The sequence below is a fragment of the Bacillus sp. TE8-1 genome (assembly GCF_008368855.1).
In the GTDB taxonomy this organism is placed as follows: domain Bacteria; phylum Bacillota; class Bacilli; order Bacillales; family Bacillaceae_G; genus Bacillus_A; species Bacillus_A cereus.
The window spans coordinates 324,717-348,479 of the sequence record NZ_QPET01000021.1 but is presented as its reverse complement, the minus strand read 5'-3'; the positions used below and the strand labels follow the sequence as shown (position 1 = coordinate 348,479).

The window sequence follows — 23,763 nt, the reverse complement described above, 5'->3', positions numbered from 1 at the left end:
AAGGAACAGTTTTTATTTATTCTACAGTATTATTTATTTAATGTAGCCATTATTTCATTGGCAATATTCTTTCCATTTCCAATACACGCACCAATTCCAACACCGTAATATGAGGCACCAGCTAAATATACATTTGGATAAAGATTTGTCATTTTTTCTTGCAATGCTTGAACCGCTTGATTATGTTCTAAATGATATTTCGGCATTAAATCTTTCCAATTTGTAACTTCAACTACTTCTGGTTCACCTTTAATTCCGAGACTCTTTTCAATATCATATAAAGCTACTCGTACTAATTCTTCTTCATTGTAATCCTTGATTGTTTCATATACCGGATTGGTACTCTTATAAAACATTCTAACTAATAATTTTTGTTTACCCGATGTATGTTTCCACTTTCGACTTGTCCATGTACAAGCATCACAATGTAAATCACTGTTTTCCGTTACAATAAACCCCGTACCGTCAGCTGGTAGTTGTTCATCTAGTATGTCAAATCCTAAATAAATACTAATAAGAGATGAGTTTTTAAATGTATTAAACTGCTCATTTAACTCATTAGACTGTAATAAAGTTTGTGCTATATCATGTGGAGCTGCTAAAACAACATAATCAGCTTGTATTGTTTCATGATTTGCAAAAGAAATCTCATATCGATCTTCTTGTTTACTTACAGCCGTCGTTATAGCACCTTTTTTTACGACAGTTTCAGTCAGCACTTCTTCTAAGCGATTAATTATCGTAGATAGTCCACCTTTAAATGATACGAATTTTTTATTTCCTGCTGATTGAAATTGTGTTTTATTCTCTTCAAAACCTTTAATAATACTTCCATACTTATTTTTATAATCCAGTAAATATGGTAATGTAGATGCCATTGTAAGCTCATTCAATTTACCAGAATATACACCTGAAAGCACGGGAGCAATTTGTCTTTCCACTAACTCTTTCCCTAAGAAACTTTCTAAAAATAGAGCAAGTGATGTATCTTTCGTAAACTCTTTATTTTTCGTTATAAAATCTTTTAAAGCTACGATTTTCCCCTTCGTTGAGACTAGCGTACTGCTAAACAACGACCGGGCGCTCATCGGTATCCCAAATATAGTATCAGAAGGAATCGGATGTAACATGTTTTCAGAATATATGTAAGAAATACCCGTTTCATTATATACCATTTCATCTTCTAAATTTAAATCTTTTACAAGTGGCATAACATATTCATTACGAGCAACGATTGAATCCGCTCCTGACTCCATAATGAAATCCTTTTCTTCCACACTATGGATTTTACCACCTAAATACTCTTCTTTCTCAATAAGAATTAAATTTAAAGCGATATTATAATCCTTTTTTAATTTTTCTAAATAAAACATAGTAGAAAGTCCCGTTATACCTCCACCGATAACAACAACTGTTTTCATATGTGCTGCGCTCCTAACCGATACAATTAATAATTCCTTTTTATTATAACCAAAAGTCCTTATATTCGACTAGCAAGTTGCGCATTCTGTAAGAAATTAGACAATATATTTGAATATATTGTCTAATTACCTAATAAAAAAGAACTATAACATTTACAAACCCCGTCATAGTTCTCTTTATTTTAAAAACATAAAGTAATTGATTAATTTATCTAGTTCTTGACTCAATGCCAATACTTTTTCATGTTGAATTCCATAATCCGATACTAAATATAAAAGTTCTTCTTTTTTTATTTCAATTACTTTTTCCAATTTCGCTAGTTCCATGTCGTTTTACATCTCTCCAAAAATAAAATGTATGTATTTCAGTATAGCCTACTTACATAATTAGTAAAAGTAAAATACGCATGTAAAATCTTACATATTTGAAAAAATAATATACTACTAACAAAAAAAGAAACTAGATTAAGCCGCCTTTCAAAATACTTTTTTCCATTTTCTTTCACCCCTAATAAAAATCACTATATTTTCATCCTAAAGATGGTGTCAGTACAAATAAAATGTGATTCGATTCATCACTTTTATTCAAAAATCGATGCTTCACATTCGGTGGAATACGTACAACATCGCCTTCTTCTAAAAAATATTCTTTTCCCTCCAATTCTACGTACACTTCCCCTTTCATAATAACAGCAATCTCTTCCTTATCTTCATGGGAATAATGGCTTTCTGTTGTGTTTGCTCGTTTATTTAAATCCATCATTAACATTTCAATACGTGCTTTCATAAAATCAGGTGTTAATACATCATATACAATGTGATCATTGTTTTCCCGATATACTTTTTTTCGATCTTTTTTCTTAGAAATGAGCGAATCTGTATCGATATCATTAATAAAAAGTGTAAACAGCGGTACATTTAATGCTTTTGCAATTAACTCCAAAACATTTAAAGAAGGATTAGCATGTCCTCTTTCAATTTGGCTAATTAGTGATGTACTAATCCCTGCATAATCAGCGAATTCACGAATTGTCATATTATTTTTCTTACGATAACTTAATACTGTTTGTCCAAGCCTATCATGTATCATAGTAAAACTTCCTTTCATCCATCATAATGCATATTTCATTGTCTTTGTGCTGACATACTAAACAAAGGCAAATAATCCTTTCCTATTATCTCCAGGACTTATATACTTACCTTTGTACATTATATCGTATTAAGTTTATTATAATAAACACTCTATCGGAGGGACAAACTTTGAAATCACCTATTCTTTCATATTTCATCTTATTTTTTGGTGTATTCGCCTTATCAACTTCAGCAATCTTTGTAAAATTGGCAGATGCTCCTGCGACAATCATTGCTTTTTACCGATTATTCTTTGCCACACTGATCCTATTACCGTTATTACTATTTAATAAAAATAGTCGAAATGAGCTAAAAACTTTAACGAAAAAACAATGGACATTCGGATTCATATCTGGGCTATTTTTAGCTGCACATTATGTACTATGGTTTGAATCATTACAATATACTTCTGTAGCAAGCTCTACAGTTATCGTAACGTTACAACCTTTGTTCTCAATGATTGGTGGTTATTTTTTATTTAAGGAAAGATTTACGAAAGGAGCGGTTATTGGTTGCCTCATCGCTATTTCAGGTAGTATCATCATTGGCTGGCAAGACTTCCAAATTAGTGGAGAAGCTTTATATGGAGATATTTTAGCATTTATTGCTGCCGGTATCATTACTGCTTATTTTTTCATTAGCCAACACGTTCGTAAAGATTTGTCACTTATACCCTATTCAGTAATTAGTTATGGAAGTAGTGCTGGCTTTCTTGGCATATTTGCTTTCATGCAACAAGAATCTTTCATCCATTACTCTACACAAACTTGGTTGTGCTTTATTGGATTAGCTTTCATTGCTACAATTTTAGGACAAACCATTTTTAATTGGTTATTAAAATGGATGGGTGCTACTGTAATTTCAATGAGTATTTTAGGTGAAACAATTGGCACTTGTATACTAGCGTACTTTATATTACATGAGACCATTTCTTTACAACAAGGACTAGGAATTACCGTTATTTTTATTGGTTTAGTATTATTTTTATTGCAGCCAAGTTCTAATAAAAAAGCATGACAGTATACTGTCATGCTTTTAACTATTCATTATGTACAATTAAACCATTCGGTCTAAAACGACTCATCATAATTTCATTAATAAACTTTCCATGAGCTTTCAAATTCCCTATCTTTACTCCCTCTTCTACAAATCCAAATTTTTCATATAAAGCTTTTGCTTTTGGATTCGTTTCTAACACACCTAGTTCTACTCTCTCTAACATTAACCAATTATCAGCCAGATCAAGCATCTTCATAAGAAGTGCTCTCCCAATTCCTTTATTATGATATTCACTGTCTACTCCAATGAATAAATCGCCTGAATGAGATCTTCGGCCCGGACTTTGTGTTAAACCTACAAACCCAACAACTTCTCCATCATATTCTGCAACAAATTCAAATTGATTTGGTGCTAAATTTCGAATTCTATTTTCCATAGCTTCTACACGCATGCTAGGTAAGAAAACCATATACGGTAAAACGTCATCCTGTATACATATACGATGAATTGCTCTAGCATCTTGTATTTCTACTGCTCTAACGTTGATTCCCATCTTTCTCTCCTCCATATAAATAACAATATATTTGTGTGTATTCTAGAAACGTTCACGAATGACCTTCTCGCCCGTATTTCTTTATGTCATTTTTACATAATTATTTCGATATAATACTTAATTTCCAAAAATATTAACGACTATATGGATTTGGTTAACTTTTCACCTTGTTATATAAATCAAGCAAATTTTCAATCAGAATACCATTTAGTTTCATGCCGACTATATCACAATTTTCTATTTCAATATTTTTCAGATTACTATTACTTATAGTGCTACCTTCCAAATCACATTTATCGAATACAATAGGTTCCTTCGCATCTCCGAGACTTGTATTTTTAAATTGCACTCCACCTAAAGTCACCAAATTAAATTTACTGCCAGAAAGATTTAAATCTGCATATGATGACCTTCTAAAATTTATATTTCTAAACTTGGATTGACTTACATTACAATTACTCATATTCATATTCATTATATTGCTACCAACAAATGAACTGTTTTTTAAATTCACTTGATAATACTCTGTATTTGCTAAATTACAGTTTTCGTATTGACTATTTTTCATATCTTTATTTGTAACTACACTCGCTTTGTTTGAGCTTGTTTTTATTCTTTTCACGTAACAATACTCATCTTCCGATTCAAAAATCATTTGGTAACCCATCTTTTTATAAAAGTGATGATTGTTAATTTGTCTACTAGATGTTTCGAGATCCCAAATCTTTATGTTCGGATATTCCTTTTCTATTAATTTCATAACATGTGATCCAATTCCTTTTCCTTGATAAACAGGATCTACAAAAATACGATCAATTCGACCGTACGACTTACCAGAAATCGTAACTATTATCCCTCCGATTATTTCTTTATCCATTACAACTTTGAAAGAATCCAATTCTTCAATGGAATATTCCATCATTTCAACTGAAGAATATCCTGGCGGTTGAATGTTATAATCAATGACATCATCTTGGCCGTATAGCCATTGTTTTGCTTCTGCATCAAATGTTCTTTTCATTATTTCTGTTAATTTCTCAGCATCTAAAATTGTAGCTTTTTCTATAGATATTTTCGTCATTTTCGTTTTCCCCTTCATTATTACAAACCAACCATTTTTGTGAATGGCATAATTATCAATTCACTTTATTACCCCCTATTAAAACATTTATATCCTTAATTTTTTAAAAACAAAGAAAATTAACACTAATCACCCTCTTTACTATTAAACTACAAATCACCCTATATTTTCCACGATTGCTTAATATTAATGAATAATAAAAAGAGACCATGTAATATAAACATGTTCTCTTCTTTTATTCATTTTCAATTTTATCCCGCTATTTGCCGGGCAGTAGGACCCCCACCTCAAAATTCAGCGAAAGCAAAGAAGTTAGGTGGGGGTCGGGCTAATAATCAGCGGGGGCTGACACCCCACTGATTAAAGTTTCACTTTATATAATTAAAAATTAGATATTACTTAAGCCACTCGTTGCAAGTATTACTTAACTGCTGTAAATCTTCTATAAATTGACTCGCATCATATCCATCACAAACCGAATGATGTACTTGTAATGAAACTGGTAGCATAACCTTGTTTCCTTCGTTAAAATATTTCCCACAAGTTATAATTGGCAATAGAAAATTTTCATCATTATTAATATTAAGATTAAATCCAGTAAAACTAATCCAAGGTATGCTAGAAATCGGAAATACATTAGGCGGAATATTTTCTTTCGTGAAAAGACCATGAACATTAGCATAGCATCTCATATCGTCTTCATAATTATTATAAAAAGTGCGGAAATCACTTGAATAATCCGTCCATATACTTGAAAAAGACTTATCATCTTTATGAAAGATTGTATAACTCGGTATCATTTCCTCCCAATAGCCTACAACTCCTTCATCGTTAAAACATGTTCGAAATTTTTTATGATTATTTACTACTCTAGAAATTAAATATATAAAAACGGGATAAAATTTTATTCCCTTTTGATATACTTCCCCTAATAACATCGTGATATCAACATTCACAGTCATACTAAATGTACATTTCAACTTTAAATAATGCTCAAAATGCTGCTCTCTATTCCAATCTTCTCTATCAATTACATGAAACTTCATTCTAATAGCCTCCTAAAATTTTCTTTTTATTTTAGAAGGCTAATTCCCTTGCTTTCACCATAATTGTTCACTCCTAACAGTTTATACATTTGACCCTAATTATTTATTTAATTATATAACATATGTAAGAATCAATTCACATATTTCTGGAAATCCATCCACATACTATAGATAAATCAAATGAAATTTGGAGGATACATACATGAATGACAAAAATATGAATAAAAAAGAAAATGTTACTGAAAATACTACATCTATTCAAAATAATAATACTGCAAACCTTACTATTGAAGAACAAGCAATGAACGGCTTATACGGAATGCCCGAAACAACAATTGAAGATGCTGATCACGCTGCAGCTGATGATTTGACTTCAAAAAATTAATTAACTACATTGAAAAAAGCCAAGGGAAATATCCTTGGCTTTTTTCACTATGCATCCACCTTTTGTATTTCTTCACTCTTTCTTGAAAGTTTACCTGGCCAAAAAGCAAATCGACCTAAAACTACTGTAATCGCGGGTACAAGTAACGGTCTTACGATAAACGTATCTAGTAATACGCCAATTGCAGTTACAATACCAAATTGAACTAATACTTGAATTGGAAGTGTACCTAACACAGCAAAAGTTCCTGCTAAAATTAAACCTGCCGATGTAATAACACTACCTGTTTGTATTACACCATTTTTTACTGCATCCAAGTGATTTTGTGTCTTTCTGTTTTTCCATATTTCTGAAACCATAAAGATATTATAATCTTCACCTAAAGCAACTAAAAATACGAATGCGTACAACGGTATCGCACCTTGAATGGCCGGCGCTCCCATACCGTAATGAAGTAATATCCATCCTGCTCCTAACGCTGAGAAGAATGATAGGACAACAGTTACAATTAAATAAATCGTCGCAACAACCGATCGTAAATAGACAAGTAATAGTAAAGCGATAATGCTAATCATTACTGGAATAATTACTGATTCATCACGTTCCGTAATTTGCTTTGTATCATATAATGAAGCTGTTTCTCCACCAATCCACAATTGCTCTTCAGCATTACTAATCCCAGCATCTTTTAATACTTTTTCTACATTACTTTTCAATTTAGGAATTTGATCTAACGCTTCAATTGAGTATGGATTTTCCGCTAAAGAAACTTCATACATTTGTATTTGCTTATTTTCTTTTCCCTCTTTTGGCTCTTTCACTGTATTTACGAAAGAAAATTTCTCTAGTTCTTGTTTAATAGGAAGCTCTTTGCCTTTCGTATCAACAACAACTTTTACTGGTGCTAGTTCACCAGCTGAGAAATGATCACTAATTAACGTAAACCCTTCACGAGAAGGCATATCCTTTGGAAACGACTCTAATAAGTCATATGTGTATTGAATACGTGGTACGAATGAAGCCAATCCGCCTAATACAAATACAGTTAGCATAATTATTGTCCACGGTCTTCGTACTACAATATCTCCAAGTTTTTTACTAAAGGAGCCTTTTGATTTTTCAACTTTTACAGCCCTCTTTTTCTTTCTTGCAAACTCCTCATTCATTGAAGTTGTTCTCGGTATAAACGGGAAAAATGCAATTCTACCGAATATTAATAATAGTGCTGGTAAAATCGTTAAAGCAGCGATTCCCATTATAAATACAGCAACACTAAATGGTACTGCAAATCGATGAAAGGCTCCATAATGAGCAAGTAGTAATGTTCCTAATCCAAGTACAACAGTTAATGCACTCATTATAATTGCACCGCCAGAAGCTTTAATCGCAAGTTGTAATGCTTTATATTTACTTTCTTCTTCTAACAAGTACTCTCTATATCTCGAAATTAAAAATAGACAATAGTCCGTTCCAGCGCCAAACAATAATACTGTCATAATTGATATCGCTTGGGCATCTACTTTAATCCATCCGTGATCAGCTAAAAAACCGAGTGTAGGACTAATAATACCGTATGCAAAGCCAACAACAAGTATAGGTAAAATCGCTAAAATTGGTGAACGATACAGTAAAATTAACAAAACTAACACTAGTAGTACAGTAGCCACTAACAATTTCACATCTGCTTGACTAAATAAACTAACTGCATCCGTTTGAATACCTACAGGTCCTGATAATCGAACATGTAAACCAGATTCACTTATTTTTTGTTTAAATGGATCTTCATCCACCTTACTATTCACTATTTTTCTAAACTCTTCAAGATTTCCTTTTAATATATCCGTACCAGCAGATTTATTAAAAAATACCGGTGTAACAAATGATGTACCATCTTTTGACGCACTTTTTAATAATACTTGCTCTGGGATTGTATCAAATGGTGGTAACGTTGATTGTTCTTTTAAAGGACTAGCTTTTAACTCTTTATAAACATCTTGTATGAGTTTATAATCCTGTGACTGTAATCCACCATCTCTATACCATACTACTAACAATGGATTCCCTGCATTATTCGGAAACTCTTTTTTCATAAGTGCTTCCGCTTGCTGTGACATAGCTGTTTCAGGTAAATTTTTCGGATTCGGTTCTTTCGTACTGTTTACTTGTGGTAACGTAAATGAAAGTAATAATGTAATAAGAACCCACACCGATAAAGTGATCCACTGCGTATTTCTCCCTGCTACAAGCCTCCCTAACATATGTAACGGGTGCTTTTTCATAAAAACCCACCTTCCTTTTTTCCTCCATTATTAATTATATATACTGGTCGGTTAATTAATCAAGAATGATTGAAAATTATGTTATAATTATCTCAATCATAAATGTCAGGAGCGAATGTATTTGGAACAAAAACAACGTCCTCTCGGAAGGCCGCGTCAAAATAAAAATACAAAATCTACAAAAGAAACCATTTTAGAAGTAGCAACCCGCTTATTTCTTACACAAAATTATCAAGTCGTTTCTATGGATGAGGTCGCAAAAGTTTGTGGTGTTACGAAAGCAACTGTCTACTATTACTATTCAACAAAAGCCGATTTATTTACCGCTACTATGATCGAAATGATGGTACGTATACGTGAGAATATGTCTCAAATACTCTCTACAAACAAAACTTTAGAAGAAAGATTATTAGACTTCGCTAAAGTTTACTTACACGCAACGATGGATATTGATATGAAAAATTTTATGAAAGATGCAAAACTGTCGTTATCTGAAGAACAATTGAAACAATTAAAAAATGCTGAAGATAATATGTATGAAGTACTAGAAAAAGCACTCGATAATGCGATGCACATCGGAGAAATTCCGAAAGGAAACGCTAAATTTGCGGCTCATGCTTTCGTATCTTTATTATCTATTGGGAATTTTAAAGATGAAAATCACAATCCTATTCTTGCAAATATAGATGAATTAGTACAAGAAATCGTTTCTTTTTATTGGAACGGATTAGGTCATTCATATTAAACTAATTTGCTTTAATAAAAGAGCATGTTTGAATTTTTTCAAACATGCTTTTTTATCATTTAAGTGTTTTATTTATATACCAACAATTAGACTACACTTTAGCATCCATTATTAAAAAATTATTATCTTTACCTTTTACAAATTTTGAAGTTGAACATTTATATTCTCCTTACTTAATCCCCCATGGTAACAAACTACAGATTCAATATCTAGATTTAAATACTTCTTCAAAGACTGCCGTGCTTCCATAATATTTAAAGTTGTTGGGGCATGAACTCCTCCTAACACTCCATTCACACTATACATCGAGTCTCCAGCGACAAGAATTTTACTTTGTTTCAAATATAAACTAATATGCCCCGGAGTATGCCCTGGAGTATGGAGAATTAGTATTCCACCGCAATACGGAAGTTCTTGCCCGTCAATCACAGTGTCACTCACTTTTCCTTTTGGTCGGTTCTCTATATTTCCGTCCTTCAATAAAGGTAAATCCCCCTCGATATATGGCTTATCTAGTTCGTGCGCATAAACTTTAATATTACTTCGACAGCGCTGCAACAACTCCGGAAGACTACCTATATGATCAATATCCTGATGCGTCAAAATCACGACTTTTAACTTATCAAATGATACCCCAACCTTTTCCATCTCTACTTGTATATCTTCAATTTGTCCTGGGAAACCCGTATCTATTAATACTGCCATTTCATCATTCCATAAAAGAATTGGATGAATAACAAATTCTTGAAATTCAAGTTGTAACATTTCTATCCCTTTAGCAATCTCCATACAGCCATTCTCCTTTATGTTGAAGTTTGAAAATATGTACGAGTAAACTGAAAATATAAAGTGAAACTTTAATCAGTGGGGGTTTTACTACCCGGCAAATAGCGGGATAAAGCACCTCTATCTTATAATATGTTTTGTCATCCCAATAGAGAATGCTTCAAACCCTATAGATTCATAGTAAGATTGCAACTTTTCTACACACATAAGTTGTGGAATAACCTTGTTTTGTTCACAGTGCTGGATTAATCGTTTCACTATTTCTTTTCCGATGCCACTAGACTGATATTTTGGCAATACACCAACTCCACAAATAATGCCTGTTATGACTCCATCTGATATGACACGCCCCATCCCTACCAACCTCTTATCATCAAAAACATAAATTGCATACCAACTTTGCTTACACATTCGTTCTAACTCGTTAACCGTTAATTTAAGAGAATTCCATCCTAAAGATTCGTATAAGGATAATAATCCATTAAAATCTGTAGGATGTTCACTTGTGTAGCGTATACTATTTTCCATGTAAATACTCCCTATTCTCTGGCTTGTTTATATTTCATAAAATTCCTTTTACACAAATCTGATCGATGTAAAAATAACTAGAACAAACTTCAATAAGAAAGATAGAATTCCTTCTCAATATAAAATAAAAAGAAGTTATCTCACTTAAGATAACTTCTTTTTATATAAGACTCTCATTATATTATTAACCAAAAAATATACAACTGCATACGATTAGCACAAACAAAACTAATAAACCATTTGAGAAATAACCCATAGAATACTACCCCTTTATTTCATTATGTAAAAGATTTTATCATAAAATTATTTACAACATAATAACCGAAAAAGACATTGTATTCATTAGTTATATACGTTTAGTAATATTTTATTTTCGGTTATATTCTCGTTCCCTGAAAGTGCTTATCATACTCTTCTACTTCAGTTCATATAAGTTCAAAATATTAAATAATAAGTAAAAAAGACCTCCACCTTACGAGATCTTTTTTACTTATTTTCCAAATACACTAATTGATTCTTCCTCAATTACAAGTAAACAATTAGCATATTACATGATTTAATATCCCAATAGCCAATTCAACTCTATTAATTCGGTTCGACCTTAATATCCCCCTTTTATTCCAAAAACTCAATAATCGTTTCACAGACTTTATCCATCTCCTCGATATCTGGGAAATGTCCACTATTTTCAAATATAACAAGTTTACCATTTTTCAATTGTCTCGTTATTCTATAACTCATTCCTACACCCGTGTTATAGTCATGCGCTCCAACTATGACACACGTATCAATTTCTAAACCTTTAATACGCTCAATAAGCGGTAAAGATGCTTTTGTTCCAAAAATAACTTTGCTCATCTTCCCTGTATTACTTAACTGACTTTCCTCCCAAAGACTCCGATTTAGCTTTGCAAATTCTTCATTTTTAAACAATAGTCGATCTACAGCTTTTGTATCAACTATACTCCAAACTTGATTATACCTTTCTTTTAAAGGAATTTCTGACTTACTTATTATCAATATTTGTTCTTTCATTTCCCCTTTCGTTACTTGTAGAAAACCTTCTATCTGCACAGTATACATATCATTAAAATCATCTAACGATGGTGCTTGCAATACCATTTGTTCAACATTTTTTGGATATTTCAAAGTATACTCTAAACAAATTTGTCCACCAAAAGAATATCCTAACAAATTTATCTTCTCTACATGTAATTGCTTTCTTAATTCCTCTAAATCTTCGACTAGAGTATTGATTGAGTACTCACCGTCATCTTGTGGTGCCTCACTTCGTCCGCAACCTCTTTGTTCGTAATAAACTACAGTCATATTTCCTTCTAACTTCAAACCAAGCGTTCTTTCGAATACATAATGATTACCACCTGGACCACCATGTACTATAATAAGAGGGACTGTATTATGAGCTGTCCCTGCAACTTTACACCAATGCATAATCCCATTGATTTTCAAATAGTGTATACCATCTTGCAACATTAACTGATTCATTTATCCTCTCTCCTCATCGCTCACTTATTACTATCTAAATGTATAAGTTCTGACCATTTACACTTTTCCCCTTTATATTCTTTAGACACTATCCTCATTTATATGAATAGCTTTCTTATTCAAAAATAGATTTTTAAAAATTCCTACTCCCACAATTAATAAACCTATACCAACTAATTTATTTACTTGTAATGGAACACTCTCCATTCCAAATAATCCGAATGTATCAATGCATAACGCAACGACCAATTGAGTAATAATACTAATTAACACCGTATATGCTGGACCTAAGCTCTTTATTGCACCCATTATACAAATAATTAACCCGATACCAAACAACCCACTTACATAAAACAAATAATTTGTAGTATACACTTTAATGTTAATACTGTTTTCTGTAATGATATAAAATAGAATAGAACTAATGAGACCTATTCCAAGGACACATGTAGTTGTTAACCACTGTCCTACATTTTCATTTACTTTTGCATTAAAAACAGATTGTACGCTAATTAATATTCCTGCTAATATAGCTAAACTAAATCCAATCAAAATCTTCCTCTCCCTTTCATTGCTCATATATATTATCTTTAGCGACTTCCTTCATTCTAGAAAAATCTTTAATTACAATAACTCCATTACTCTTTTCAATTAGTTTTTCATTATAAAATCTTTGTAATACCCGAATTACGTGCCTATAACTTACCCCTATAAAATCTGCAATACTCGTTACTGAAGTTGCATCCAAATCCCCTTTATACATATTCCCGTTACTATCTGTTGAAATTGAAAGCAAATAACTAGCTACACGTACTTCTACAGGATAAAGTAAATTAAGAGCAGTAAAACGAGTCGATATTTTTAACGTGTTGGCAATGTTTTCAAGCAAGAACTTCATAAATATAGGATCATGTAATAACTTGTTTCTAATAACCGTATTAGAAATAGAGATTGCTACAACATCTGAACAAGCCTCAACGACATTATGTGCTTTGCTATTTTGAATTAATTCAATATCACCAACAATGGCCAATGGATTGATAAAGCGAAGGATTAGTTTCTTCCCTTCAGGTGTAATCGTGTAAACTTTTACTTTACCTTTAACAACAAAATATAAACGATCCATTTCGTCATCTATATTGCAAATAAGCTCGCCTTTTTCAAAGTGATTTAATTGAAAATAAGCTGTATCTATTTCTGAAAAAATCTCGAGCGTTTTATTGGTTCTCAAATAATGCTTAATTAAAGCTGATTTATCCTCCATATTCATTTCTCCTTTCATTTACATATTAAATACAACAATACCTATAATCATTACTATTGTTCCCACAATATGATATCTCTCCATCTGTATCTTTTTTATATGAAACAGTCCTTTCATTTCAATAACTGTTGCCGTTAACAATTGAGCAACCATTAGTGTGCCAGCTGTCAATGTAACTCCTAGTGAATATATCGCCATCGTTTCTGCACAAATAATGAATCCACCAAATGCACCCGCTGCTAAATATACTTTTTTCACACTCTTTAAATCTGTTACTTTCTCTTCTTTCTTTAACAAAAATACAGTTGTTGCAATAATGAATCCAATTAAATGGGTTATAATACTCGTCGACCATATACCGATATGTGAACTAAGTTTCGCATTAAAGGTTCCTTGAAGTGTTATAAATATCCCCGCAAAAACAGCAAATATAATACCTTTCAAAAAATCATCTCCTCATCCTTTATTTCTGACTTAATTAAAAACCATCATCCTATAATCGCAAAAGGACAAATGTCACATCACTATGAAAATAACTTGGAATGAACAAAAAACACACCTCAAAAATGCGAGATGTGTTTATGTTAATTATTCATATATAAAGTTTTATAAATTTAAATTACGCTACATTAAAAGATTTCTTTTTCATAACAAACTTTGCAAATAAGAAACGTACAAGCGGTCCCATAATAATTAATTGTAATGGATATGCCATTATGAAATTTTTAATAAAAATCGAAAAATAAATTGAAACAAATGAATCTCCTTTTAGTCCACCATGTAAATGCATCATAGCCATACCGAAAAATGACATAAAGAACACCATTCCAATTACCATAGTTGTCGCCATTGCAACGATAATATTTATTTTCTTAGATTTATCAAATGGCAACATGAATACAATTTTTTTCGCACAAGGTCCAACTATAAATATTTCAATTAATAGCGCAATAATAAAGCCAATTAATAGTTCTAATGCAATCTCTTTAATATAAATTGATCCTCCTGTTTCATTCATTAGTAAATTGTAAAACGTCATTACGATAACCATTCCAAGGCACATCATCATGCCAAATTGGAGGTTTTCCTTTCTTGTTGTTGGCAAATTTCATCATCCTCTCTCTTTGAGTCTTTGTCATTATATCGACATTGACCCCCCCTTCGTAAGTGAACATTTTGTGAACAAATTTAAAACGTTTTCATGTATTTTCTTTACTTTCAACTCAAATTCTCACTTTTACTTATAAAGGTTTTATATATTTCAATGTTGAATTACTAAATTTAACATTGCATTACATTATTACTAGGAGGATAACCATGAATGAAGCAGAATTTTACGCATATCACATCGTAACAAGGAAAAAAATGCATATCGGACAAATCATTCCTTTTAACAAAAATCAACACAATACTCTATACCATTTCTTTTTTGAAAGAGAACAATTAAATGCTAATGGTGAAGATGGCATACAAATTTTAAATAAACACTATAAAAATAACGAATTACATATAAATAATGAAAATGCTAAAGTAGTTATGAATTATATGGATCAAACAATTAGAGCAGTTAGAGAAACAATTGTAGAAATGGTTAGACTACAAGAATTCCCTGAATACCCTTCCAGATTATCTTGTTTATACGCTGCTAAAAGCTATGAGGATGCTTTGAAATGGAGAGCGCTATTTGATTCTTACAATCGAGAAGTTTTGCAGATTGTTAAACTACGAGTAATCGGAAGTTCTTTTGAAGGTGACTGGAATCTTTTACCGAAAGAAGATGGTATTCCTTTTTCTCAAAAAATCGAACAAGCTAGAGAGTATTGGAAAGGAAATATTAGAAATGAGCTTCCTGAGCTACTGATTAATGGAGAAATTGAAGTGGTGGAAATTATTGATGACTTCTCCTCAATTCATATTTAATTTCTAACTAAATCATATAGGATGGAGATTACAATGAAGAAAAAAGTGTACTTCAATCATGATGGCGGCGTAGATGATTTAATTTCATTATTTTTATTACTTCAAATGGAAAACGTTGAACTTACCGGTGTATCTGTTATCCCAGCAGACTGCTATTTAGAACCCGCAATGTCTGCCAGTCGTAAAATTATCGATCGTTTCGGCAAAGGTAATATTGCCGTAGCCGCTTCAAACTCTCGCGGGCAAAACCCGTTTCCGAAAGACTGGCGGATGCATGCATTTTATGTAGATGCTTTACCAATTTTAAATGAGTCTGGAAAAGTTGTAACACCCGTGGTGGCAAAGCCTGCACATCACCATTTAATAGAAACACTTCTACAAACGGAAGGAAAAACAACTTTATTATTTACCGGGCCCCTAACTGACCTTGCTCGTGCATTATATGAAACTCCCATCATCGAAGATAAAATTGAACGTCTCGTTTGGATGGGTGGTACATTTCTTACAGCAGGCAATGTACATGAACCAGAGCATGATGGAACAGCTGAGTGGAATTCGTTTTGGGACCCTGAAGCAGTGGCTCGTGTATGGGATGCACAAATTAAAATCGACTTAGTGACACTAGAAAGTACAAACCAAGTTCCGTTAACTATAAACATACGTGAACAGTGGGCAAAAGAACGAAAGTATATTGGTATGGATTTCCTTGGTCAATGCTATGCAATGGTTCCCCCTCTCGTTCACTTCTCAACGAACTCTACCTACTATTTATGGGATGTACTAACTACCGCGCTTGTCGGAAACACTAACCTTGCAAAAACTGAAACAATTAATAGTATTGTTCATACATACGGACCAAGCCAAGGACGTACAGAGGAAACTACTAATGGACGACCTGTAAATGTCGTTTACGATGTAAAACACGATGTTTTCTTTGAATATATTACTAAATTAGCTAAAAAAGCTGCTACTTGAAACCTCAATAACACGAAAAAAATTTATTAAGAATGATATACTTTAATTAATATAACATGAGGTGATAAGATGGATTATGAGTTACTAAAAGAACGAATAGAAATTATAACTTCTAGAATTAAATACATAGGTGGTGAAGTTCAAGAAGTTTATATAGATGAACCATCTTCCCTTGAACAAATAATCCAAGTAGAAGAAAAACTGGATATTAAACTACCAAATAGCTTCAAAAAAGTACTTTTAGAGTTCTCAGGAAATTTTAGCTTACGCTGGTTTTTACCTGACGATGTAGAGCTACCAAATGAATTTACTGATATTTTTTGCGGAACACCCCACTGGAGTTTAGAAAGTCTTTCTAAATTCGAAAAAGAACGTAAAGACTTGGTTGACGAGTTTTTTTCAAATTTAGATGATGAATATGATGTAGTTTGGCACAACAAATTAGCATTTTGTGAAGTGGGAAATGGAGATTATTTAGCATTTGATATGAAAGATGATATAGATGCTCCAATAATTTACCTAAGCCACGACGATGGAGAAGGACATGGGTATAAGATTGCGAATAATTTCATTGAATTCATTGAGAATTGGTCAAGAGTAGCTTTTGTAGGATGCGAAGATTGGCAGTGGTTATCTTTCACTACCAGTTTTGAAAGTGGTATAAATCCAGATGATGAACCAGCCAAAAAATTTAGAAATTGCTTGGGACTTAATATTTAAAAGAGTATTGAATTAAATTTCAATACTCTTTTTGTGCAATTTAATTATATTTGATTAATGTAGTGTCTTACAGATTATTCATTTCATAACCATTGACAAAATACGTTATTGTTTCTAACTCATCTTCATTTAATTCTCTATCTAGTTCTTGTTTGTACGCTGCCTTTATCTTCTCTTCATCGCCCTTATGAGCTTCTGTATAAGTTCCTACTGCTTTTAACAAGCGAATCTCTTGTAAAAACTCCTCTCGATTTATCGCTTCCCCATGAGAAAGAATATATGTCTCAGCATCAAAGTTTTCTAATTCATCTATTAATGCAAACGTTCTTTTCGTCGTATAGTTCCACTTCGAGGAAAAAATATCTGCATATATACAGTCCCCTAAAAACAATATCTTTTCTTCTTTTATGTACATAACAACTGAATCATGTGCATGATCTCCGCCCACATGTTTTAACACGCATGTCACCTCACCAAGATCTAATTCCATTTGATCCTGGAACGTTAAGGCCGGAGGAATAATGTTAATATTTCTCGCTTTTTCTTCAAACTCTTTCTTGATGCAATCCGCACAAAATTCAATTTCAGTACCCTCTTTTACGCGTGCATCCAACGCTTCATCTGTCCATTCATAAGATACTATTGTCTGCATTTCTTTTTTCGTTTCAGCGTGCGAAATAGTTAATGCATTCCGTAATACAGATAATCCAAAAATATGATCCCAATGCCAATGCGTTAGTGCTACAAAATCAGGATTTGATACATTTTGTTCTTTTAACATTTCTAAAAATAATTGTGCATGTTCTTCTGAATTCCCTGCATCGATCATTAACGTTTTTTCTTTTCCAACAACCATTCCTAATATAGGTCTATCTGTTTCAGAAACAGGTGTCATATACCAAAATGAGTTTCCTATTTTTTTAATTTGTTGCATAACCAATTCCCCTTTTCATTTCCTCACTTAAGTTTAATATATAGATTATAACGAATCACTACTTTTTTCTCTATACTCAAACACAATTACTTGGACTAATCTAACTTTTCTTTTCGTAAGCTAAAAATAAGGGAATAGAATCGGAGTGTGATACTATGGAACGTTTATGGATCCCAATGATTGTAACATTTTTTTCGTTCGGTGGATTGCTATTAGGCGGTGCTGTTGGAGTAGCAACACGCCAACTCATTGAAGAAAAGATGCATCGTTTATACGCATTATGTGGCGGTATTTTGTTTGGGTTATTGTCACTTGAAATTATTCCTGAAACATTTTCAAGCTATGAAATGATTGGACCTATACTTGGTATAGCTATCGGTATTTTAGTTATGGGCTTATTAGATAACTATTGTCACCATCCAATGATACATAAAAAAGATCAACAAGCATGGCAAACCTTTCTTTTTCTCTCTTTCGCTATATTTATTCATAATATACCGAGTGGATTTGCGTTAGGTACAGCTTTTATAAATCATAATGACTCTGCCATTCCCTTTTTAATAGCAATCGTCGTTCACCATATTCCAGAAGGATTAGCTTTAATTATTCCATTTCTTTTTACAAAACATAAATATATTTCCTTTTTATTAACAACTTTATTACTTTCTCTTATTCTCGGTACTGGCACAGTTTTTGGCATTTTGATGGAAGGAAAAGCTCTTCACCTGCAAGGCCTCATTATGGGAAGTGCTATTGGTTCACTTGGATATGTCACAATTCATGAAATGCTTTGGAAAGCTAAGAAACAGCTCTCTTTCCTTACATTTCTAATGTGGGCAACTAGTGGTTTTTTACTAATAACAGTGTTCACTTTATTCGCTGGTCATCATTAAAGTTGCTAAAGTGAAACTTTTGTTCCTCCCACACTGATTCTTGGATTACAAATAACCAGATAAATTTTCTTATTTGTATATTTTTCCTATTTTTCCAAAACATAATGTTATCTACCTATTATAAGGAGGAACAATTATGTTTGGGAAAACAGCCGGTGAAGCATTAGTTGATTTATTAATTGACTGGGGAGTAGAACACATATACGGCATGCCTGGAGATTCCATTAATTCTATCATTGAAGCTTTAAGAAAAAAACAAGATAAAATTAAATTCATTCAAGTTCGCCATGAAGAAGCTGGTGCATTAGCAGCGGCTGCCTATGCGAAATTAACAGGAAAACTTGGCGTTTGTATGGCAATTGCAGGACCTGGTGCTATTCATTTATTAAATGGTTTATATGATGCGAAACTCGATAAAGCCCCTGTTCTAGCAATTTCAGGTCAAGTAGAAACCGATTTACTTGGAACGGACTTTTTCCAAGAAGTAAATTTAGAAAGATTGTTTGATGATGTTGCGGTTTATAACCAGCGTATTATGTCAGCAGAGCAACTACCTGCCGTAGTGAATCAAGCAATTCGAATGGCTTATACGAAAAAAGGTGTATCCGTTCTTACAATTCCAGATGATGTCCCTAAATTCGAAGTAAAAAATGGTGCCCGTGTTACAAATACTTCTTTTACTTTGCCTGAGTTGTTTCCACAAAAAAACGATTTAGATGCAGCGAAACTCGCAATAAATGAAGCGAAAAGGCCTGTGATTTTAGCTGGAAAAGGAACAAAACATGCGAGAGAATCTTTACTTGCATTGGCAGAACATATTGGTGCTCCAATCGTACTTACATTACCAGCTAAAGGAATTATTCCTGATGAACACCCTCTTTGTATTGGTGGATTAGGATTAATTGGAACGAAACCTTCTTATGAAGCAATGAAGCATGCAGATACTTTAATTATGGTCGGTACTTCTTATCCGTTCACCGGCTTCTTACCTGAAAAAGCAAAAACAATTCATATCGATACAGATCCTGCCCAAATCGGGAAACGTTATGCGACAGATATTGGTTTAGCTGGTGATGCTGATAAAACATTACGATGGTTAATTGAAAATGTTGAAGAACACACAGACCATTCCTTCTTAGAACATCACCAAGAAATGATGAAAAAGTGGGAAGAAAAATTACACGATCAAGAAGAAGACTCTTCCATTCCAATTAAACCACAACGCGTTATGCATGCTCTGCAGCAAGTAGCACATGATGACGCAATTCTATCAGTCGATGTCGGAAATGTAACAGTATGGACCGCAAGACACTTCCGTATGACAAACCAGCAATTTGTCATTTCTAGCTGGCTCGCAACACTTGGTTGCGGTTTACCTGGTGCTCTTGCTGGAAAAATTGCATTCCCGGATAAACAAGTATTTGCAGTTTGTGGTGATGGCGGATTTGGAATGACGATGAATGACTTCGTAACAGCTGTAAAATATAAATTGCCAATCGTTGTCGTCGTATTAAACAATAATAAAATTGCGATGATTAAATTCGAGCAAGAAGTTATGGGTAATATCGAATTCGAAACAGATTTAACGAACCCTGATTTTGCAAAATATGCAGAGGCGTGTGGAGGTATTGGATACCGTGTTGAGAATTTAGATGAACTCCTTCCCGCTTTCGAAAATGCAGTAAAACAAAATAAACCGTGTATTATTGATGTAGTTGTAGATGCTAACGAAGCACCAATGCCAGCAAAAATCACATTTGGTCAAGCCGCTGGTTATACGAAGCATATGATAAAAGAATTATTTGAAGAAGGTAAGATTGATTTACCTCCACTTTAAACGAAAAAAGATAGCTGAAAACAATTTGTCTTCAGCTATCTTTTTTATTTTTGTATCTCTCTATAAAAAGAAAAGTCATTCATAGTTGGTTGTACTTGTTTCTCTACTTGTAATTCTTTACTTTCCCTCTCTAGCTTTCTCACATTTCCTAACTTAATCGCATCTTGCATGCTATTACTAATTAGATTTCCAGCTAAAATTGTCATACTATAAAAAGCAATCGGTATAAGTACAATCCATGTATGAGTAGTTAAATGACGGAAGTTTTGACCAATTAGGCCGGTCCATTCTTTTGTTACACTATCTGCCTCTGTACCAAAGATAATTGTTCCACCAAAAAATAACTCTAACAAGCCAAGATGCAAGAGAAGTAATAAAGTACTCACAAATTGTTGAGCAACAAGTAAAAAAAATGATGGTAATACGTGTGGCCATACGTGATTTTTCACTCTATGCCATTTACTGCCCCCAAGCACAGTTGCTGCCATCATAAATTCTTCTCTTTTTATCCGACGGACTTCCTGCGCTGTATATAACATAATTGTTGGTACCGCTAAACACGTAAGGATAACCATTTGAAATATTACCCTTAAATGAAACGGCTCTGGTACTGTCCCATTTTCAAACACTAAAACTTCCTTTAACACAAAAAAAGAAATCATAACCATAGGTACAATGCTGAACGGATCAAAAAAAGATGCTATAACTGGAAAAGAACGTTTGCTATACATACCAAGAAGCAAACCAATACCTCCTCCAACTATAACTCGTAGAATCGCTATAATTACGCTCGCACCAACTGTCCATTTCGCTCCTTCTATTATTAGCTGGAAAAGATCGCGTCCTTTCTCATCACTACCGAACCAAAATTTATTCGACGGTGAAAATGGAGCAGCCTCTAGTTCTCCTTTTTCGTTATACATCATCGTAAGTTCACGGATATTCCCATCGAAAAATAAAGTATTTCCAATACTAACAATCATAAGTACGCTTAAAAAAGTAACACCAAACCAAAATCTCACATCTCTTTTTACAACTTGCCACATGCTAAACACGCTCCTTTATTACATTTTGTAAAAACGTATGTAATAAACGAAATAGTATAAAAAGCGGTACGTATAATATAATTAAACTTACTGTAAATATTTCTAATTTCGAATTTTCTTTTACAAAAACAAACATACCGTACGTATTAAATATCCATTCAATAATATATAAATTTGATAACATAAATAAAATATTTGTTTTTGCATAATAGATTGTTGTTAACAAAACATTTCTTGAAATATGATTTGTTAAAATATGTCGTAAACTAAGCCCTTTACTTTTAGCAAATATACTATAATCTTTCTCTAATTCTTCTCTGAAACGTAATAGTAGTAGCTTAATAAATAATAGTGTTGTAGGCAAAGTTAGACATATTATTGGCAATAGGCGAGCCCTTTCCTCCCCAATCCCCGCTAGTTTTACTGGCATAAAGCCTGTCTTTTGAAAGATTATTACGACTAGAAGTTGCGATAATAAAATTATTAAAATATCTGGGATGCTTTCAAGTACAACAAAAATCCCATTCCACATTCGTTGCTTTGATTGAGACCGTTGTAATACCCACACAACGAGAACATACGCAATAAGTAATGACAGTAAAAATGCCGAAATAAATACAAACATTGTCTCTAAATAATGAATCCATATTTGCAGAAATAATTTCCTCGAATCTCGAAATCCATATGTAATTTCCCAAGGTTGGAGTAACTTTCCTCCAATAAACACAATCGTGTTCCAAAAACCAATTAAATCAATTTGTAATCCCTTAAATAATCGAGGGAGCGCACCTAAACAGATTATACATAGAATTGCAGCGAATAATTGTAAACAAGTAATCCCACACCACTTAGCAGTTCGCATCAACATAACTATTACCCCTTTAAAAAAGAATATTCAGAAAAAACAAACATCTTCAACCATACCTTGAATTCGCTTTTTCCCACTTAGTAAAATAGCTTGGAATAAACACGTAACAAAAAATAATCAACCAAACACGATAAATCCCAAAAGTAATTTTTTTAAAGTTTCATTTTGGTATATATACCTAATCCCTTCTTTAAACTCTGTTATTAACATCTTCAAATTAACTTCTTTCCATTTTGTTCTACCATTTGGTAAACGAACTTTTTCTGGAATGGAGATCGTTTGAATCAAAATACCACTCGTAATAAAAGTAAGTGTATTTACTAAAATGCTCCCATAAATTCCAAAAGTCCAGTACACCATCGTTGCAATTCCTACACCAAACAAAGCATACAAACTATTTACCATTTGATTAATACCCGCTGCTGCACCGTATTGGTCTGATTCAACTACTCCCTGTATCATCGATTGTTCTGATGGAGAGAAAAATTGTATACATGCATTTTCCAAAAATAAAAATATAAAGACAAGTATAATCATCCCGTAATAAAGCGAAATTAGGATTCCAATATTACAGAGCGAACAACATATGTTACTTACTGTACATATACGTTGTCTATCAAAACGATTCACTACTGTCCCTACTAATAGAAAAAAGATTCATGCAGGTAATGCAATCATAATTTGTGTCATCGTTGCGTAAACTGGTTGTTTTCCGTATTGATCTAGCAAATAAAACATTAAAGAAATTCCAGCAATCATAGAACCGAGTCGCTCTAAAATATTTGCTAGAAAAAAACGTGCATACACTTTGTTGCGAAATAACTGTAGCATTTCTTTCATACTTCG

The 23,763-nt window shown here is 32.8% G+C and carries 25 protein-coding genes and 1 pseudogene; 8 read left to right on the top strand and 18 right to left on the bottom strand.

Annotation, left to right across the window (positions count from 1 at the left end):
* Positions 1 to 29 precede the first annotated feature (29 nt).
* From DN404_RS20740 to DN404_RS20730, 3 genes are all read right to left on the bottom strand, one after another.
* Positions 30 to 1,421, bottom strand: a complete 1,392-nt coding sequence (locus DN404_RS20740) for a protoporphyrinogen oxidase (RefSeq protein ID WP_000860337.1) — start codon at positions 1,419 to 1,421, stop codon at positions 30 to 32.
* 177 nt (positions 1,422 to 1,598) lie between these two features.
* On the bottom strand, positions 1,599 to 1,748 hold the full coding sequence (locus DN404_RS20735) for an aspartyl-phosphate phosphatase Spo0E family protein (RefSeq protein WP_000417698.1): 150 nt from the start codon (positions 1,746 to 1,748) through the stop codon (positions 1,599 to 1,601).
* A gap of 202 nt (positions 1,749 to 1,950) precedes the next feature.
* A complete protein-coding gene (locus DN404_RS20730; protein ID WP_000581031.1) occupies positions 1,951 to 2,511 on the bottom strand; it encodes a helix-turn-helix domain-containing protein in 561 nt (186 codons plus the stop codon).
* A gap of 170 nt (positions 2,512 to 2,681) precedes the next feature.
* Here DN404_RS20730 and DN404_RS20725 point away from each other — a divergent pair, with 170 nt between their 5' ends.
* The gene (locus tag DN404_RS20725) at positions 2,682 to 3,569 is read left to right on the top strand and encodes a DMT family transporter (RefSeq protein ID WP_044307221.1); all 888 of its coding nucleotides are present in this window, start codon (positions 2,682 to 2,684) and stop codon (positions 3,567 to 3,569) included.
* A 22-nt stretch (positions 3,570 to 3,591) separates the two neighbouring features.
* Here DN404_RS20725 and DN404_RS20720 read toward each other — a convergent pair whose 3' ends face one another.
* From DN404_RS20720 to catA, 3 genes are all read right to left on the bottom strand, one after another.
* Positions 3,592 to 4,104 (bottom strand): GNAT family N-acetyltransferase, encoded by a 513-nt coding sequence (locus tag DN404_RS20720; protein WP_088362945.1) that lies wholly within the window; start codon positions 4,102 to 4,104, stop codon positions 3,592 to 3,594.
* Between the two features lie 154 nt (positions 4,105 to 4,258).
* Entirely contained in the window at positions 4,259 to 5,203 is a 945-nt protein-coding gene (locus DN404_RS20715; protein WP_142384909.1) for a GNAT family N-acetyltransferase, read from the bottom strand.
* A 377-nt stretch (positions 5,204 to 5,580) separates the two neighbouring features.
* Complete coding sequence (gene catA, locus DN404_RS20710; protein ID WP_149215398.1) at positions 5,581 to 6,231, bottom strand: type A chloramphenicol O-acetyltransferase; 651 nt, start codon at positions 6,229 to 6,231, stop codon at positions 5,581 to 5,583.
* A gap of 202 nt (positions 6,232 to 6,433) precedes the next feature.
* Here catA and DN404_RS20705 point away from each other — a divergent pair, with 202 nt between their 5' ends.
* Positions 6,434 to 6,616 carry a DUF4021 domain-containing protein gene (locus DN404_RS20705; RefSeq protein WP_006918627.1) on the top strand — a complete coding sequence of 61 codons (183 nt, stop codon included), beginning with the start codon at positions 6,434 to 6,436 and terminating at the stop codon, positions 6,614 to 6,616.
* Between the two features lie 47 nt (positions 6,617 to 6,663).
* Here DN404_RS20705 and DN404_RS20700 read toward each other — a convergent pair whose 3' ends face one another.
* On the bottom strand, positions 6,664 to 8,895 hold the full coding sequence (locus DN404_RS20700; RefSeq protein WP_088362942.1) for an MMPL family transporter: 2,232 nt from the start codon (positions 8,893 to 8,895) through the stop codon (positions 6,664 to 6,666).
* Between the two features lie 121 nt (positions 8,896 to 9,016).
* On the opposite strand from DN404_RS20700, the gene DN404_RS20695 reads away from it, so the two are divergent.
* The gene (locus tag DN404_RS20695) at positions 9,017 to 9,640 is read left to right on the top strand and encodes a TetR/AcrR family transcriptional regulator (protein ID WP_149215397.1); all 624 of its coding nucleotides are present in this window, start codon (positions 9,017 to 9,019) and stop codon (positions 9,638 to 9,640) included.
* Between the two features lie 135 nt (positions 9,641 to 9,775).
* Here DN404_RS20695 and DN404_RS20690 read toward each other — a convergent pair whose 3' ends face one another.
* From DN404_RS20690 to DN404_RS20660, 7 genes are all read right to left on the bottom strand, one after another.
* Complete coding sequence (locus tag DN404_RS20690) at positions 9,776 to 10,429, bottom strand: MBL fold metallo-hydrolase (protein ID WP_025709635.1); 654 nt, start codon at positions 10,427 to 10,429, stop codon at positions 9,776 to 9,778.
* A 117-nt stretch (positions 10,430 to 10,546) separates the two neighbouring features.
* Entirely contained in the window at positions 10,547 to 10,954 is a 408-nt protein-coding gene (locus DN404_RS20685; RefSeq protein ID WP_000431735.1) for a GNAT family N-acetyltransferase, read from the bottom strand.
* A gap of 615 nt (positions 10,955 to 11,569) precedes the next feature.
* Entirely contained in the window at positions 11,570 to 12,460 is an 891-nt protein-coding gene (locus DN404_RS20680) for an alpha/beta fold hydrolase (protein ID WP_149215396.1), read from the bottom strand.
* An 81-nt stretch (positions 12,461 to 12,541) separates the two neighbouring features.
* Positions 12,542 to 13,012 carry a DMT family transporter gene (locus DN404_RS20675; RefSeq protein ID WP_088362940.1) on the bottom strand — a complete coding sequence of 157 codons (471 nt, stop codon included), beginning with the start codon at positions 13,010 to 13,012 and terminating at the stop codon, positions 12,542 to 12,544.
* A gap of 16 nt (positions 13,013 to 13,028) precedes the next feature.
* A complete protein-coding gene (locus DN404_RS20670) occupies positions 13,029 to 13,724 on the bottom strand; it encodes a Crp/Fnr family transcriptional regulator (protein WP_000389681.1) in 696 nt (231 codons plus the stop codon).
* Between the two features lie 18 nt (positions 13,725 to 13,742).
* Positions 13,743 to 14,168: a DMT family transporter gene (locus DN404_RS20665; RefSeq protein WP_006918615.1), complete on the bottom strand. Its 426-nt coding sequence runs from the start codon at positions 14,166 to 14,168 to the stop codon at positions 13,743 to 13,745.
* Between the two features lie 175 nt (positions 14,169 to 14,343).
* Complete coding sequence (locus tag DN404_RS20660) at positions 14,344 to 14,829, bottom strand: DUF2798 domain-containing protein (RefSeq protein WP_016122471.1); 486 nt, start codon at positions 14,827 to 14,829, stop codon at positions 14,344 to 14,346.
* Positions 14,830 to 15,041: 212 nt separating this feature from the next.
* On the opposite strand from DN404_RS20660, the gene DN404_RS20655 reads away from it, so the two are divergent.
* The 3 genes from DN404_RS20655 to DN404_RS20645 all read left to right on the top strand — a co-directional run bounded on the left by DN404_RS20655 (position 15,042) and on the right by DN404_RS20645 (position 17,339).
* Positions 15,042 to 15,644, top strand: coding sequence for a DUF2441 domain-containing protein (locus DN404_RS20655; RefSeq protein WP_149215395.1), 603 nt, complete (start codon positions 15,042 to 15,044; stop codon positions 15,642 to 15,644).
* A 21-nt stretch (positions 15,645 to 15,665) separates the two neighbouring features.
* Complete coding sequence (locus DN404_RS20650) at positions 15,666 to 16,619, top strand: nucleoside hydrolase (RefSeq protein WP_113303728.1); 954 nt, start codon at positions 15,666 to 15,668, stop codon at positions 16,617 to 16,619.
* 69 nt (positions 16,620 to 16,688) lie between these two features.
* Positions 16,689 to 17,339 (top strand): SMI1/KNR4 family protein, encoded by a 651-nt coding sequence (locus DN404_RS20645; protein ID WP_149215394.1) that lies wholly within the window; start codon positions 16,689 to 16,691, stop codon positions 17,337 to 17,339.
* A gap of 67 nt (positions 17,340 to 17,406) precedes the next feature.
* Here the strand turns inward: DN404_RS20645 and DN404_RS20640 are convergent, their stop codons facing one another.
* Positions 17,407 to 18,273, bottom strand: coding sequence for an MBL fold metallo-hydrolase (locus DN404_RS20640; protein ID WP_149215393.1), 867 nt, complete (start codon positions 18,271 to 18,273; stop codon positions 17,407 to 17,409).
* Between the two features lie 155 nt (positions 18,274 to 18,428).
* On the opposite strand from DN404_RS20640, the gene DN404_RS20635 reads away from it, so the two are divergent.
* Together DN404_RS20635 and DN404_RS20630 are read left to right on the top strand one after the other, a co-directional pair.
* Positions 18,429 to 19,166 (top strand): ZIP family metal transporter, encoded by a 738-nt coding sequence (locus tag DN404_RS20635; protein ID WP_000440615.1) that lies wholly within the window; start codon positions 18,429 to 18,431, stop codon positions 19,164 to 19,166.
* 136 nt (positions 19,167 to 19,302) lie between these two features.
* Positions 19,303 to 21,003: a pyruvate oxidase gene (locus DN404_RS20630; RefSeq protein WP_000467225.1), complete on the top strand. Its 1,701-nt coding sequence runs from the start codon at positions 19,303 to 19,305 to the stop codon at positions 21,001 to 21,003.
* A 44-nt stretch (positions 21,004 to 21,047) separates the two neighbouring features.
* Here DN404_RS20630 and DN404_RS20625 read toward each other — a convergent pair whose 3' ends face one another.
* From DN404_RS20625 to DN404_RS20615, 3 genes and pseudogenes are all read right to left on the bottom strand, one after another.
* The gene (locus tag DN404_RS20625; protein WP_000267878.1) at positions 21,048 to 22,049 is read right to left on the bottom strand and encodes an ABC transporter permease subunit; all 1,002 of its coding nucleotides are present in this window, start codon (positions 22,047 to 22,049) and stop codon (positions 21,048 to 21,050) included.
* Between the two features lies 1 nt (position 22,050).
* A complete protein-coding gene (locus DN404_RS20620; protein ID WP_149215392.1) occupies positions 22,051 to 22,917 on the bottom strand; it encodes an ABC transporter permease subunit in 867 nt (288 codons plus the stop codon).
* A gap of 120 nt (positions 22,918 to 23,037) precedes the next feature.
* A pseudogene (locus tag DN404_RS20615) lies at positions 23,038 to 23,757 on the bottom strand (MFS transporter); the annotation flags it as partial.
* Positions 23,758 to 23,763: the final 6 nt, after the last annotated feature.

Bases quoted from the DNA above. Each gene is read 5' to 3' on its own strand.
- DN404_RS20740 (WP_000860337.1), bottom strand. From the start codon at position 1,421: ATGAAAACAGTTGTTGTTATCGGTGGAGGTATAACGGGACTTTCTACT.
- DN404_RS20735 (WP_000417698.1), bottom strand. From the start codon at position 1,748: ATGGAACTAGCGAAATTGGAAAAAGTAATTGAAATAAAAAAAGAAGAA.
- DN404_RS20730 (WP_000581031.1), bottom strand. From the start codon at position 2,511: ATGATACATGATAGGCTTGGACAAACAGTATTAAGTTATCGTAAGAAA.
- DN404_RS20720 (WP_088362945.1), bottom strand. From the start codon at position 4,104: ATGGGAATCAACGTTAGAGCAGTAGAAATACAAGATGCTAGAGCAATT.
- DN404_RS20715 (WP_142384909.1), bottom strand. From the start codon at position 5,203: ATGAAGGGGAAAACGAAAATGACGAAAATATCTATAGAAAAAGCTACA.
- catA (WP_149215398.1), bottom strand. From the start codon at position 6,231: ATGAAGTTTCATGTAATTGATAGAGAAGATTGGAATAGAGAGCAGCAT.
- DN404_RS20705 (WP_006918627.1), top strand. From the start codon at position 6,434: ATGAATGACAAAAATATGAATAAAAAAGAAAATGTTACTGAAAATACT.
- DN404_RS20700 (WP_088362942.1), bottom strand. From the start codon at position 8,895: ATGAAAAAGCACCCGTTACATATGTTAGGGAGGCTTGTAGCAGGGAGA.
- DN404_RS20690 (WP_025709635.1), bottom strand. From the start codon at position 10,429: ATGGAGATTGCTAAAGGGATAGAAATGTTACAACTTGAATTTCAAGAA.
- DN404_RS20685 (WP_000431735.1), bottom strand. From the start codon at position 10,954: ATGGAAAATAGTATACGCTACACAAGTGAACATCCTACAGATTTTAAT.
- DN404_RS20680 (WP_149215396.1), bottom strand. From the start codon at position 12,460: ATGAATCAGTTAATGTTGCAAGATGGTATACACTATTTGAAAATCAAT.
- DN404_RS20670 (WP_000389681.1), bottom strand. From the start codon at position 13,724: ATGGAGGATAAATCAGCTTTAATTAAGCATTATTTGAGAACCAATAAA.
- DN404_RS20655 (WP_149215395.1), top strand. From the start codon at position 15,042: ATGAATGAAGCAGAATTTTACGCATATCACATCGTAACAAGGAAAAAA.
- DN404_RS20650 (WP_113303728.1), top strand. From the start codon at position 15,666: ATGGAGATTACAATGAAGAAAAAAGTGTACTTCAATCATGATGGCGGC.
- DN404_RS20645 (WP_149215394.1), top strand. From the start codon at position 16,689: ATGGATTATGAGTTACTAAAAGAACGAATAGAAATTATAACTTCTAGA.
- DN404_RS20640 (WP_149215393.1), bottom strand. From the start codon at position 18,273: ATGCAACAAATTAAAAAAATAGGAAACTCATTTTGGTATATGACACCT.
- DN404_RS20635 (WP_000440615.1), top strand. From the start codon at position 18,429: ATGGAACGTTTATGGATCCCAATGATTGTAACATTTTTTTCGTTCGGT.
- DN404_RS20630 (WP_000467225.1), top strand. From the start codon at position 19,303: ATGTTTGGGAAAACAGCCGGTGAAGCATTAGTTGATTTATTAATTGAC.
- DN404_RS20625 (WP_000267878.1), bottom strand. From the start codon at position 22,049: ATGTGGCAAGTTGTAAAAAGAGATGTGAGATTTTGGTTTGGTGTTACT.
- DN404_RS20620 (WP_149215392.1), bottom strand. From the start codon at position 22,917: ATGTTGATGCGAACTGCTAAGTGGTGTGGGATTACTTGTTTACAATTA.